We start from the raw sequence: 14,062 nt of genomic DNA, 5'->3' as shown, positions 1-14,062 counted from the left end.
ATGAGAAAAACGGGTCTTTATTTATTGCTGTTGCCGGGTGTGCTGTTTTTGACGCTGTTCATGGTCATTCCGATCGTGATGACGATTGCGTCCACCTTTTATCAGGATGGTAGCTTTACGATCCAAGGCTATCTCCAATTTCTTACCGACGCGTACTTCCTGAAAATTATGCTGACAACGTTGCAGGTCAGTCTGGTCACGACGATTGCGTGTGTTCTGATCGGTTTTCCTGCCGCGTACTACATTTCCAAGCTTGGCCCACGCAAAAAAGGCATCCTGCTGGCATTGGCGATTTTTCCTTTGCTGACCAGCTCTGTCGTGCGGTCGTTCTCTTGGATGATTATTCTCGGAAAAAAGGGCTTATTGAACAGCTCGCTGCTTGCCATCGGGCTCATCGATAAGCCGTTGGAAATATTGTATACGCCGACTGCGATGATGATTGGTTTGATTCATTTGTTCCTGCCGCTGATCATTATTACGCTGGTAGGGGTGATGGAAAATATCGACCCAGATTTGCTGAAGGCGGCGGAAAGCTTGGGTGCTTCCAAGTTGACGGCCTTCTGGAAGGTCATTGTGCCACTTAGTGTGCCAGGACTCATCATCGGTAGCATTCTCGTGTTTGTCGGAAGCCTGACCGCCTACACCACGCCTGCCTTGCTGGGTGGAAAACAGCGGGTCATCTCCACGTTTCTGTATCAAAATGCGATTACGCTCAATGACTGGCATTTGGCATCTGTCATTGCCACGATCATGATTGTCATAACATTTGTCGTCATCTATTTCATGAACAAGCTGGCGACGAAATTAAATCCGAAGGGGTAGAAGCTATGCAGGAGAAAAATCGCGGGTTGGCCCTGTTTACCTCTCTCGTCTTTCTGTTTTTGCTAGGGCCGCTCATTATCATTTCTTTTACGTCGTTTGAGCCGGGGAGCGTCTTGAAGTTTCCGCCGGAGGGTTTTTCCTGGCGGTGGTACGAAAACATTTTTGAGGTAGAGATGTTCATGACGACGTTCAAGACGTCGATGCTCGTTTCTTTGCTGGGAAATCTCTTGGCGCTCTTGTTGGGGATTCCGGCAGCTTATGCACTCAGTCGCTTTGATTTTCGCGGCAAGGGCATTTTGAATGGCATTTTCATCTCACCTGTCCTGATTCCGGGTATCGTGATGGGTTTTGCCATGCTGAAATACGTCATTGTCGTATACGATTTGCCGATCTATGCGGGACTTCTCGTCGGTCATACGGTGCTGATGCTTCCGTTTATCATTCGCGTCATTGCATCTTCCTTGTCCAACTTTGACTTCGCTATTGAAGAAGCGGCGTTAAGCCTTGGGGCAGGTCGTCTCGAAACCTTTTTCAAAGTCGTCTTGCCGAATATTCGCTCCGGGATTATTGCTGCGATTCTGATCGCTTTTCTGGAGTCGTTCAACAACGTAGATATCTCTGTTTTCATGACGGGACCAGGGGTAAGCACGCTACCGATCCAGATGCTAACGTACGTAGAAAACAACTTCGATCCGACGATCGCCGCGATTTCCGTGCTGCTCATGATTTTTACGGCTATTCTCATGTTCATCATTGAACGTCTGATGGGGCTTTCCTACTTTACAAAACGATAACGGAGGCATCAACTCATGGCATTGCTCACGCTGGAAAACGTATCGGTTGCCTATGACAATCAATATATATTGCAAAACTTCAATCTCAATATCGAAAAAGGACAGCTCATCTCTTTGCTTGGTCCGAGCGGTTGCGGAAAGACGACGACGCTGCGTTTGATTGCGGGTTTTCTGGAAGCAAAAGATGGACGATTCATGTTTGAAGGAAAAGATTATACGCGTGTTCCGGTAAACAAACGCAACTTCGGGTTTGTGTTCCAGAGCTATGCGCTGTTTCCGCACCTTTCTGTTTTCGATAACGTGGCGTTTGGTTTGCGCCTGCGCAAGGTCAATGAAACAGAGGTAAAGACCCGGGTGCAGCAAATTCTCGAAGTCGTGAGTCTCGGCGGCTACGAAAAGCGTTTCCCGAAGGAGCTGTCCGGTGGTCAAAGACAGCGCGTGGCGATTGCGCGAGCACTGGTGATTCAGCCTGACCTGCTGCTGTTCGATGAGCCGCTTAGTAACCTCGATGCCAACCTGCGGATCAACATGCGCGTAGAAATCCGTCGTATTCAGCAGGAGCTGGGAATTACGACTGTGTACGTATCGCATGACCAGGAGGAGTGCTTCTCCATTTCTGACCAGGTGGCGATCATGAACAAGGGTGTGATCGAACAGCTCGACGATCCAGCCACCATTTTCAAATATCCAAAGACTGAGTTTATCGCTCGCTTTATTGGTTTTACCAACTTCATCGACTTCGCGGAGCGCACCGAGCAGAACGGAGAAATCGGCCTGCGTGTCGGTGATCATCATTTTACCGCGTCCAAAAATCCGGGCACGGCGAATCCATCCGGCAAAAAATGCGCAATGCGACCAGATGACCTTCTCGTCACGACAGAAGAGGGCGTCGAGCCGGGAATGAACCGTTTGCGCGGGACGGTAAAGGTAAGCACGTTTTTGGGACGCAGCTATCAATATGTCGTGGAAACAGAGCTGGGCGACTTCACGGTCAATCAAGAGATGGAGACGCCGTACAAGACTGGCCTAAACGTCAATCTGCTGTTTCCAAAAGACAAAGTGGTACTCGTGGACTAAAGACAGGAGGTTATTTTCGTGAAGGTCGATTTGTTGATTCAAGACGTCCAAGTATTTAACAGCTATTTTAAAAAGTTCATCAAAGGAAACGTCGCTGTTTTGGATGAACGATTCTTCTATATCGGTGAGCGGAGTACGGAAACATTTGAAGCTGCCGAGATCGTGGATGGACAAGGCCGCTACATGATTCCAGGTCTGGTCGATATACACTTGCATATTGAGAGCACGATGGTGACGCCGGAGACGTTTTCCTTTGGCCTGATTCAAAACGGAGTGACGACGATCGTACCGGAGCCGCATGAGATGGCCAATGTGTTCGGAATCGAAGGGATCAAAGAGATGATTCGCGCGAGCCGTGATTGTGTCGTTGATATGCTGTACGCGATCCCGAGCTCCGTACCAGCTACCTCAATGGAAACGACGGGTGGGTCTGTCGAGATTGCAGATATGGACGAGCTATTGCGATCCGAAGAGATCATTTGCCTCGGCGAAATCATGAACTACGTAGACATCATCAAGGACCCTGACTGCAAGACGAATCGCATCCTGGAGCATATCCGCAAGACGTATCCAAAGCTCGTCATCGAGGGACATGTTCCGAAATTGCTTGATTTGGACCTGCATCGCGTCATTTATGCGGGAGTGGACTCTGATCATACGCACCAGACGCGTGAGGGCATGGAAGCGAGAATCGCAGCGGGCATGTTTCTGGAGATTCAAGAAAAATCGATGACGGATGAAGTCATGGACTATTTGATCAAAGAGGATGTTTCCGAGCATTTTTGCTTTGTGACGGATGATGTGATGACCGATTCCTTGGTCAATCGTGGACATTTGAACCATATCGTGAAAAAAGCCATTCAAATGGGCATGAAGCCAGAGCGTGCGATCTACGCAAGTACATTTACTCCAGCCAGACGTATGAACATGACGGATCGAGGGGCGGTTGCTCCCGGCAAAATAGCGGATTTCCTGTTGGTGTCTGATCTGCATGAATTCAAGATCGAACGCGTCTACAAAAATGGGAAGAAAGCTTACGACGCTAAGGAAGAGTACCGACAAGTAGTTAAAGAGAAGCAGTTTCCTGCGCATTTTTATGAGAGCATCAAGCTATCGCCACTGACAGAGAAAGACTTCCGCGTCACAGTAGATGTGCCGGATAATCGCTATCCATGTCGGGTCATGCTCGTTCAAAACGGTTCTACTTTCACAGAGGATCACCGTGGAATCGCTGAGGTACGGGAAGGGCAACTCTTGTGGGAGGAGAGTCCGTACGGCTTGATCGCCGTCTTTGAACGCTATGGCATAAACGGGAATCGCGGTTACGGCTTGATCAGCGGCGATACGATCAAGCGAGGTGCGGTAGCCACCAGCTATTCGCATGACAACCACAATCTCTTGGTTGTCGGACACAACCCGCACGACATGATGGTCGCAGCCAATGAAGTCATCCGCAATCAGGGCGGCTTTTACGTGGTAGAGGATGGCAAGGTGATCGCGAGCCTTCATTTGCCGGTCGGAGGCATTTTGACAGAGGAACCATTGGAAAAGACTGCAAAGGAAGTCGAGCAACTTCGCCGTGCCATGGAGTCGCTCGGTTACAATCATTACAACCCGATCATGTCGATCAGCACACATTCCTTACCGGTCAGTCCAGCCTTGAAGCTGACGGATCTGGGGTTGATCGATGTAAATGACGGGAAAATAGTTCCGTTGCTCTTGATGTGATAAAAGTTGTCTGCTGAGAATATTATTTTCGGCAGGCAATTTTTTTTGATCAAAAAGTCCCGAAAGAAGCATATAAATTTTCATGCATAGGTATACACGCCTGATTCATCTCCCTATTTTCTGACTGGAATTCGGGTATTTGGTAGGTTTTGGTTTAGGTATTCAGAATCTGTAATACTGGAAAAAATTTCTGTAACATGGAATTCGATCCTAATCCAGAAAAGAGGAGATAAATAAATGGATAACGTAGGGTTGAGAAACAAACTGTTCAGTAAAGGGCTGTCGCTTTTGTTCATGCTGGCAATGATGCTGGTAGCAGGCGCAGCTACGCTCGTGTTCGCTGAGAAAGTTTCGGCTCACGGGTACATCGAATCCCCAGCGAGTCGCTCTTACTTGTGTAAGACGGGGCAAAACACAGGCTGCGGTCAAATCCAGTGGGAACCGCAAAGTGTGGAGGGGATTGGGGGGTTCCCGCAATCTGGTCCCGCCGATGGTGAATTTACCGGTGCAGGCCGCTATCCTGAGCTTTACACACAAACAGCAGATCGCTGGACAAAGGTTACCTTGCAGGGTGGACAAAATGCGTTTACTTGGAATCTGACAGCCCCGCATAGTACAGCGGAGTGGAAATATTACATCACGAAAAAAGATTGGAATCCTAACAAGCCGCTTGCCCGAGCGGATTTGGAACTGTTCTGCTCGTTTCAGGACGGAGGGAAAAGACCGCCATTCACGGTAACACAATCGTGCAATGTACCGACAGATCGTAGCGGTTACCACATTATTTTGGCTGTTTGGGAAATTGCTGATACGGGCATGGCTTTCTACCAGGCAATTGACGTGAATTTGATTAACACGGGAACAGGTATCGTAGAAAAGCCTACCGTTCCAGGCAATGTGACTTCCGTATCGCAAACAGCTACAAGCATTGACCTTAGCTGGACAAAATCCGTGGCATCTGAGGGAATCAAGCAATACGATGTGTATCGCGATGGCAAATTCATCGCATCTACGAAAGAAACAGCTTACACGGACAAAGATTTGACGCCTGCTACGGCTTACAGCTACACCGTTGTGGCTGTTGATGGCAAAGGGAAAGAGTCTGAGGCTAGCAAAGCACTGACCGTTCGCACAAAAGCAGAAGATATCGTGGATACAGAAGCACCGACGGCACCAGCAGGTATCATGACTCACCATCCAACAGAGTCAGAAATCGACCTCATGTGGAGCCCTTCTCGAGACAATGTGGGTGTGGTGAAATACGAGATTTACCGTGATGGCTCCCATGTAGGAACAGTTGATAAGCCTTCCTTTGTCGATAAAGGATTAACGGCAGGAACATCTTATACGTATACGATCAAGGCAGTTGATGCAGCAGGAAATATTTCCGAAGAGAGCGCACCTTTTGCTGCAAGCACAAAGGATAAAAAGCCTGAAGTACCGGGTGAAATCGCTGAGTGGGATTCCTCTGCTGTGTATGTACAGGGCGACCGCGTCTTGTATGATGGACTGGAATTCGTAGCAAAATGGTGGGTAACTGGTGAACAGCCAGACCGTTCCGATGCGTGGAAGCTGGTAAGCGATGTCGCACTGTCGTGGGATTCCGGCAAAGCGTATGATGGCGGAGCGCAAGTGAACTACGAAGACAAGGTTTATGAGGCAAAATGGTGGACCAAGGGCGAAGAGCCAGGGAAAGCCGATGTATGGAAGCTTGTTGAATAATGGAGCAAAGCCCGGGTGATCTGCCTGGGCTTTTGTTCGTCAAAGTGCAGCCAGTATTTTGCTGATTCCTGCTTGTTTTGCTATACTTATAATTTGAAAGATAAGCCCATCTTATAAGTTAGAAGGAAATGAAAAATGAATGAAACCTATTCGCTAAAAGAAAAATGGCGACAGTTTTTGGCTGTTTTGCTTCCGATCTTGATCTCACAACTTGCGCTGTTTTCGATGACCTTCGCCGATACCATCATGTCTGGACATGCAAGTCCGACAGATTTGGCAGGGGTAGCGATTGGGGCTAGTTTATGGACACCTGTTCAAGCAGGCTTGACGGGGATTCTGATGGCTGTCATGCCGATGGTTGCACAGATGGTTGGGGCAGGGAAACAAGATCAGGTGTCTTACACGGTTATGCAAGCTTTGTATTTGAGTGTAGGGATTGCGGTCGGTGTCATCATCGTCGGTGGTTTGGTGCTTGATCCGATCCTGAACTGGATGCAATTGGAGCCTGAGGTGCGTACGATTGCTCGCGGCTTCCTGCATGCAATCGCTATTGGAATTATTCCGATGTTTCTTTATACGGTGCTCCGTTGCTTTATCGACGCATTAGGACAGACACGGGTAACAATGTTCATTACCCTGCTTTCGTTGCCGATTAATGTCTTGTTGAACTACGCTCTTATCTTTGGTAACTTTGGTTTGCCTCGACTGGGTGGAATCGGTGCCGGGCTTGCATCTGGCATCACATACTGGTGTATTTTGCTGATTACTTTGTTTGTCGTGAATCGCGTGCACCCATTCATTGAGTTCGGTTTGTTCTCCAAATTTCATCGGATCTCGATGAAGGCATGGAAAGAGCTGCTGAAGCTGGGGCTTCCTATCGGATTTTCGATCTTTTGCGAGGTTAGCATTTTTGCGGCCGTCACTTTGTTCATGAGTGAATACAGCACGATTACGATTGCTGCGCATCAGGCAGCGATGAACTTCGCATCATTCCTGTACATGGTTCCGTTGAGCATATCCATGGCGTTGACGATTGTCGTCGGCTTTGAGGTGGGAGCCAAAAGGTTCCGGGACGCGAAGCAGTACAGTTATTTGGGTATAGGTATCGCTCTTGGTATTGCCCTTTTGTTCGGAATCAGCTTGCTGATGTTTAGCAAGCAGGTGGCTGGTTTTTACACGACCGACATCGAGGTGTTGGAGCTTGCCCAGCATTTCTTGATGTACTCGATCCTCTTCCTGATCTCTGATGCCGTCGCAGCACCTATTCAAGGGGTACTGCGCGGGTACAAGGATGTGACCGTTACCTTTATCGTTGCGCTGATATCTTATTGGGTGATTGGCTTGCCTTTGGGATACATTCTGGCGAAATTCACTTCGCTTGCCGCATTCGGATATTGGATTGGTCTGATTACGGGATTGGCTGCCGGTGCCATCTTCCTTTTTGGACGTCTGCTGTCGTTACAGAAACGCATGATTCGCAGCCATTCATAAGGAAACAGATAAGCGGAAAATCCCTGATGTGGGGGTTTTCCGCTTTTTGCATGAAGAATGAAAGCCTCGTTTACACTAGGTGAAAGACCAGATATACTTCTTATCATAGATGATGGAAGATAACCTGACATCAAAGCAGAGGGGGGGAGAGACTCATGTCACTCTCGGTATTCACAACGTATGATTTTTTGCTAAAACTAGGAGTTGCACTATTTCTAGGCTTGATGATTGGTATGGATCGGCAGCTCAAGCACAAGCCGCTGGGTGTAAAAACCAGCATGGTTATTTCGGTTGCGAGTTGTCTCATTACGATTGTCTCGATTGAATCCGTGCATCGGTTCTCCTTGCCCGGACACACGAATATGGACCCGCTGCGCTTGGCTGCTCAAATTGTGAGCGGTGTAGGTTTCCTTGGGGCTGGTGTTATTCTACGCCGGAGTAATGATGTCATATCAGGTTTGACCACAGCATCGATGGTCTGGGCGGCTTCTGGACTTGGGATTGCAGTAGGTGCAGGATTTTATTTTGAGGCAGTGACCGCGACGATCCTCATTATTTTGGCGATTAATTTGTTCCCAGTCATTCTTCGCTTGGTTGGTCCAGAATCACTCAGACAAAGAGATTTGTCGATCAAGATTGTGGTCGAAGGTGGGGGCGATTTGGATTTGGTGTTCAAGCAGATTAAGCACCTCGAACTGCAAGTGAAGCGGGTGAAGGTCAAAGACTTGGACAATAATCTGCAAAAGCTGGAAATGATGATTACAGCGTCGGAAAATACGTATACGACGGATATTTACAGCTTGTTGAAGGCTGTCGATCATGTCATGTCGGTAGAAGTAGAAAGCAGATAAAAAGGAATACTAGAAGACGGAGGCTATCGAGATTTGGCTTTCGTCTTTTTTAGTTGCTGTCGTGAAGGAAGAAGCGCATTTCCAGTCTACGCTTCGGCCTCCGCCATTTTTTCCAACGCTAGGTCGGGCTCCAGAGGCGCTTGGATTGGAAATGCGCTTCTTCTACGTAGCTTTTGTTTCCACTCTTGAGAGTGAACTCATAAAGTCTTCCTGAAATACTTACCAAACGTTGTAAAAGCTCCTACTACACATAAGCTGTACGAAAGCACTGTCACATGTCTGGAAGGAGACCGCCCGAACGAAGAGAGGATACAGGAGACTGGAAGACATGTGGCAGGGCTTCCTCCGATCCCAATATTTTTAGTTTTCCCCCAAAAAACACTTCATCCCTTGCTAACAAGAATGAAAATCATTATCATTTTAGTAAAGAAGAACTGCCTTATCCTTTTTTACATAAGGAAACGCTTGATAACGAGGAGGATGCGAGATGGAATTCAGAATTGAAAAGGACACGATTGGAGAAATCAAGGTTCCGGCGGATAAGCTGTGGGGCGCCCAAACACAACGCAGCTTCCAAAACTTTGAAATCGGCGAAGAAAAAATGCCACTTCCACTGATTCGCATGTTTGCCATCCTGAAAAAAAGCGCTGCGCTGGCAAATCAAAAGCTGGGCAAGCTCGACAATGAAAAGGCAGAAGCGATTGTGGCGGCAGCAGATGAAGTGATCCAAGGAAAATGGGATGAGCATTTTCCTCTCGTTGTCTGGCAAACTGGCAGCGGCACGCAATCCAACATGAACGTCAACGAAGTCATTGCTCATCGCGCGAACCAATTGCTCGAAGCGAAAGGCAGCTCGGCTCGCATCCATGCCAACGATGATGTGAATAAATCGCAAAGCTCTAATGATACGTTCCCGACAGCGATGCACATGGCTGGACTGGTCGCTATCGAGGAGCAAGTACTGCCTGCACTCCAGCTGTTAAAGGCAACGTTGAAAGAAAAAAGCGAAGCCTATATGGATATCATCAAAATCGGTCGCACGCATTTGCAGGACGCGACTCCACTGACACTGGGCCAAGAATTCAGCGGTTGGGTACGCATGCTGGAAAAATCCGAAAAAATGATCAAGGAGAGCAACGAGTACCTGCGTGAGCTGGCGATTGGCGGTACGGCGGTAGGAACAGGAATCAATGCTCATCCTCGTTTTGGTGAAATGGTCGCTGCAGAAATCAGCGCGGAAACCAAGCACCAATTCGTGACCGCAGAAAACAAGTTCCACGCGCTGACCAGCCATGACGAGCTCGTTCATGTACATGGTGCCCTCAAAGCACTGGCAGCGGATCTGATGAAAATCGCCAATGACGTAAGATGGCTGGCGAGCGGCCCGCGTTGCGGAATCGGTGAACTTATCATTCCGGCGAACGAACCAGGCAGCTCGATCATGCCAGGCAAGGTGAATCCGACCCAAAGCGAAGCGATGACGATGGTCGTATGCCAAGTGATGGGCAACGATGCTGCGATTGGCTTTGCTGCAAGTCAGGGGAACTTCGAGCTGAACGTGTTTAAGCCAGTCATCATCTACAATTTCCTGCAATCCGCAAGATTGTTGGCAGACGTGATGAAGTCCTTCAACGACAATTGCGCAGTAGGTATCGAGCCTGATCTGACAGTGATCAAAGAAAATCTGAACAACTCGCTGATGCTGGTGACGGCGCTGAACCCGCATATCGGCTATGAAAATGCAGCAGCCGTAGCGAAGCTGGCTCACAAAGAAGGCATTACACTCAAGGAAGCGGCGATCAAGAGCAATCTGCTGACCGAAGAGCAATTCGATCAAGTTGTGCGCCCTGAACAAATGATTCATCCAAAAGAATAAGGGGCTTCATAAACAAAACCGATGGTTCCGTGTAGTGGCCATCGGTTATTTTTTTGAAGACAATTACAGATGCGATCCGCCACTTGCATCAATCAATTGCCCGGTTACCCAACGGCTGTCCGAGGAAGCCAGAAAAGCGGCAATATCCGCTACATCATCAGGCTCTCCCCATCTGTTGAAGGTAGAAAGTCCGGCGGCATACTTCTGCCCATCCGGATTATTTTGCAACGTACCAGCATTCATCTCGGTGTTAATAATGCCAGGAAGGATCGCGTTTACCGTAATCTGACGGCTCCCCAGTTGCTTTGCCAAGGCTAGCGTCAGTGTGTTTACAGCCCCTTTCGATATACTGTAAGTGAACACACTTGGGGAAGCTGCACGAGTCACAAAGGATGAGAGATTGATGATACGGCCTTCCTCTCTTAGACGGGGCAAAGCTTGTTGGATCATAAAAAATGGTGCTTTGACATTGATGTTCATGACCTCGTCAAACGATTCTTCGGTAGCTTCTTCCAACGTTAAGATTTGTCCGATCCCAGCGTTATTGACGAGAATGTCAAAACGATGATCTCCTGTACGCTTCTGCAGTGCTTCGTCCAATGTCGCATAAAAATTACGAATGCCGTCAAGGGTACGCAAGTCTGTGCCGATTGCGAATGCCTGGCCTCCAGCGCGTTCAATCTCACGTACGACTGCTTCTGCTTCTTCTTGTCTTCTTCCATAGTGTACGACGACGAATGCTCCGTCCTGTGCCAGACGTAATGCGATGCCACGACCAATCCCGCGGCTTGCTCCGGTTACCAACGCAATTTTTCCTTTCAAATTACTCATGGTTTCATCTCCCTTGATTCAAATTCAAGTTAGTTATAACACAAGGGGAGGTTTGAAATATTGCTCTCTCATTCGGCGGTTAGTCTTACTTGCTTTACCTTTTCTTTAACAATTCTTGTTATAGTGATGCTATCTATATCTACTACGCATGAGTTCGGAGGTGTTTGTCCGTGAGAATTTTGATTGTAGATGACGACAAAGAGATTGTAGAACTGATGGCGATATATTTGAGCAATGAAGGGTATGAGATCGAAAAGGCTTTTGACGGTTTGGAAGCGATGGAGAAGCTGGAGCAGAAGCCCATCGATCTCGTCATTCTGGATGTCATGATGCCCAATCTGGATGGGCTGGAAGTTACCAAGCGCATACGAAAAAACTCGACTATCCCCATCCTGATGGCGAGTGCCAAAACGAATGATATGGACAAAATCCTGGGCTTGATGACGGGTGCAGACGATTACGTGGCGAAGCCTTTTAATCCGCTGGAAGTAATTGCGCGGGTCAAGTCTCTCCTGCGACGGTCGAACTACACGCAGGCAAGCAAACAGGATCATGTGATTGAGGCGGGGCCATTGATTATCGACAAGCAAAGCCACTTCGTTCAGACAAAAGAAGGCACCCCGATCAAGCTGACGGCATTGGAATTTTCTGTCCTGCATCTTCTGGCAAGTCATCCAAATCGGGTATTCAGCTCGGAAGAAATTTTTGACCGCTGCTGGAAAATGGAGAATTTCGTTTCCTACAAAACGGTAATGGTTCACATCAGCAACTTGCGGGAAAAACTGGAGAAGGCGACCAATGGCGAGAAGGTGATACAGACGGTCTGGGGGGTCGGCTATAAAATTGAAGCTTAGAGCCAAGGATTTCGTTCGCATCCTTTTCGATTTGCTGCTCGGCCTCATGATCATCTACGCTGTTTTTCAAATGGCCGATTTTTTTGCCAACAACTATTTATACACCATCCCGGAAATCAGAGAGTTCATCTGGAAGATGCGGGTCAATTTCGATATCAACTCTTTTAAAATCCCCATTATTTTGTTGGCAACCGGTATGTTTGCAGCGTGGTCGGTCGTTCGTATCCGCAAGTACCTGGAACAAAAGCAGATGGAACAAATCATAAGCGAGCTGCATTTCATTGCAAAAGGCAACTATCATCACCAGATTTCTATTCGTCCAAACGGCAGCTTGGGCCAAGTCGTAGATAGCATCCATGCTCTGGTCAAAAGCGCCTTGGATGCGATGGAGGAGGAGCGGCGGCTGGAACAATCGAAGGATGAGCTGATCACCAACGTTTCTCACGATTTGCGAACGCCGTTGACCTCCATCATTGGCTACCTTGGGCTGATTGAACAGAACAAACAAAAGGACGAGGAGAAGCTCAAGCACTACGCTCATATCGCCTACGAAAAGGCCAAACAGATGAACGTGCTCGTCAATGATTTGTTTGAGTACACGAAGGTCCGCAATCGCGGAGCGTATTTGAAGCGAACGCAGTTTGACTTGGTAGAGCTGGTTGAGCAAGTATCAGTCGGCTTTCGGCTCGTGGCGAATGAGGCGGGGCTTCGTTTAATCGTAGATACGCCCGATCAAAAAATTGAAATGGCGGGAGATACTGACAAGCTCGTTCGCGTTTTGGAAAACCTCATTTCAAACGCAGTGAAATACGGACACGATGGTACAGAAATTATCATTCGCGTTTTTCAGCAAGAAGAAGGTGTCGCGATTTCCGTTGCCAATAACGGAGCGCCGATCCCGGCTGAATATGTATCGAGCTTGTTTGAACGCTTTTTTCGAGTGGAGGGCTCACGTTCGAAAGAGACAGGGGGCTCGGGTCTTGGTCTTGCTATCGCCAAAAGCATCATCGATCTGCACCAAGGCACCATTTCCGTTGAAAGCACAAATGAATGGACGACCTTTACCGTTTGGCTACCACGTACAATCTCAAGCATTTGAGAAAGCTTTACTTTTTCTTTACCTTTCGTTTCCGTTAATTTTAAACGAAAAGTCTATCCTGACTGCATGAGGTTATGACAAGCGGCTCATTTCCGTCGTGACGGGCGCAAAAGAAGATGTCAATCGTTTTACAGTGACAAAAAAACTGATGGGGAGAGAGGGTTTGACAATGGATAACGTGCAAAAAGTGGAGAGACCGACAGAACTGCTTGTAATTGCAGGTTATGCAGTGTTTGCCCTTTACTTGTTTCTCGTCGTGAAGGTACTGCTGTTTAAATTCGGCAGTTTGGACAGCAGCTTGCTAGTGGATCAGTGTAAAATCATTTGGAAAGATCCCTCTGTGATTGTGGAGCGCTTACGCTATCAGAGTAATTTGGTGCCCTTTCACGAAATCGAGAACTATATCAAATTGATACGAAATAACCATAGCTGGCACAGTGCAGTGAACTTCGTAGGCAACGTGATCGCCTTCATGCCATTTGGCTTCCTTCTGCCACTCTTGTTCCCGAAAAAAGCCGGCTCCCTATTCAGAGTCATCCAGCTATCTCTGATGCTAAGCCTCGGTGTGGAACTGACACAACTCGTAATGAACGTCGGAACATTCGATGTCGATGACCTGCTATTGAATACAGCGGGCGGTATAATTGGGTATGTGATCTACTTGTTCATTTGGCTTCTACAGAAAAAACGATTCATCTTGTCAGTCTCTTCCTAGGCTACTTATTAGGCACCCCTGTGGTGCTTATTTCTTTATTATTAAAAAAGGTGTGGATGAACAAAAAAGCTGGCGAGAAGAAAAAGCACAGGGCTCGCAGACCTTGACAACGCCTACCCAGTCGGAACTTCAAAAAGGGGACCACGCTTGTCGAACACTTCTTCCCTGAGAAACGTCCGCCCGTAGGGTGGCTTTGGCTCGA

General features: G+C 47.9%; 12 protein-coding genes. 11 read left to right on the top strand and 1 reads right to left on the bottom strand.

The annotated features are described in order from the left end of the window. From FO446_RS27735 to fumC, 8 genes are all read left to right on the top strand, one after another. The gene (locus FO446_RS27735) at positions 1 to 822 is read left to right on the top strand and encodes an ABC transporter permease (protein WP_007724617.1); all 822 of its coding nucleotides are present in this window, start codon (positions 1 to 3) and stop codon (positions 820 to 822) included. Between the two features lie 5 nt (positions 823 to 827). Beyond that, entirely contained in the window at positions 828 to 1,616 is a 789-nt protein-coding gene (locus tag FO446_RS27730) for an ABC transporter permease (RefSeq protein ID WP_221867276.1), read from the top strand. Between the two features lie 15 nt (positions 1,617 to 1,631). Then, the gene (locus tag FO446_RS27725; RefSeq protein ID WP_237899613.1) at positions 1,632 to 2,693 is read left to right on the top strand and encodes an ABC transporter ATP-binding protein; all 1,062 of its coding nucleotides are present in this window, start codon (positions 1,632 to 1,634) and stop codon (positions 2,691 to 2,693) included. 18 nt (positions 2,694 to 2,711) lie between these two features. Beyond that, a complete protein-coding gene (locus FO446_RS27720; RefSeq protein ID WP_237899612.1) occupies positions 2,712 to 4,421 on the top strand; it encodes an adenine deaminase in 1,710 nt (569 codons plus the stop codon). 237 nt (positions 4,422 to 4,658) lie between these two features. Continuing rightward, a complete protein-coding gene (locus tag FO446_RS27715) occupies positions 4,659 to 6,143 on the top strand; it encodes a lytic polysaccharide monooxygenase (RefSeq protein WP_221867278.1) in 1,485 nt (494 codons plus the stop codon). 135 nt (positions 6,144 to 6,278) lie between these two features. Next, on the top strand, positions 6,279 to 7,634 hold the full coding sequence (locus tag FO446_RS27710; protein ID WP_173610290.1) for an MATE family efflux transporter: 1,356 nt from the start codon (positions 6,279 to 6,281) through the stop codon (positions 7,632 to 7,634). A 155-nt stretch (positions 7,635 to 7,789) separates the two neighbouring features. Then, complete coding sequence (locus FO446_RS27705) at positions 7,790 to 8,485, top strand: MgtC/SapB family protein (RefSeq protein WP_173610291.1); 696 nt, start codon at positions 7,790 to 7,792, stop codon at positions 8,483 to 8,485. Positions 8,486 to 8,972: 487 nt separating this feature from the next. Then, positions 8,973 to 10,361: a class II fumarate hydratase gene (fumC, locus tag FO446_RS27700; protein ID WP_173610292.1), complete on the top strand. Its 1,389-nt coding sequence runs from the start codon at positions 8,973 to 8,975 to the stop codon at positions 10,359 to 10,361. Between the two features lie 63 nt (positions 10,362 to 10,424). On the opposite strand, the gene FO446_RS27695 is transcribed toward fumC, so the two are convergent. Next, positions 10,425 to 11,192, bottom strand: coding sequence for an SDR family oxidoreductase (locus FO446_RS27695; protein ID WP_173610293.1), 768 nt, complete (start codon positions 11,190 to 11,192; stop codon positions 10,425 to 10,427). A gap of 164 nt (positions 11,193 to 11,356) precedes the next feature. On the opposite strand from FO446_RS27695, the gene FO446_RS27690 reads away from it, so the two are divergent. The 3 genes from FO446_RS27690 (at position 11,357) to FO446_RS27680 (ending at position 13,860) form a co-directional block, all read left to right on the top strand. Then, positions 11,357 to 12,046, top strand: coding sequence for a response regulator transcription factor (locus FO446_RS27690; protein ID WP_016739586.1), 690 nt, complete (start codon positions 11,357 to 11,359; stop codon positions 12,044 to 12,046). After that, entirely contained in the window at positions 12,036 to 13,145 is a 1,110-nt protein-coding gene (locus FO446_RS27685; RefSeq protein WP_237899611.1) for a sensor histidine kinase, read from the top strand. Before FO446_RS27690 ends, FO446_RS27685 begins: the two co-directional genes overlap by 11 nt. 169 nt (positions 13,146 to 13,314) lie before the next feature. Further along, complete coding sequence (locus FO446_RS27680) at positions 13,315 to 13,860, top strand: VanZ family protein (RefSeq protein WP_232774294.1); 546 nt, start codon at positions 13,315 to 13,317, stop codon at positions 13,858 to 13,860. The last annotated feature ends 202 nt before the right edge of the window (positions 13,861 to 14,062 follow it).

Origin of the sequence: Brevibacillus brevis (genome assembly GCF_022026395.1) — a bacterium.
GTDB lineage: Bacteria > Bacillota > Bacilli > Brevibacillales > Brevibacillaceae > Brevibacillus.
The sequence above is the reverse complement of the archived record's forward strand: the minus strand, read 5'-3'. Positions and strand labels throughout refer to the sequence as shown.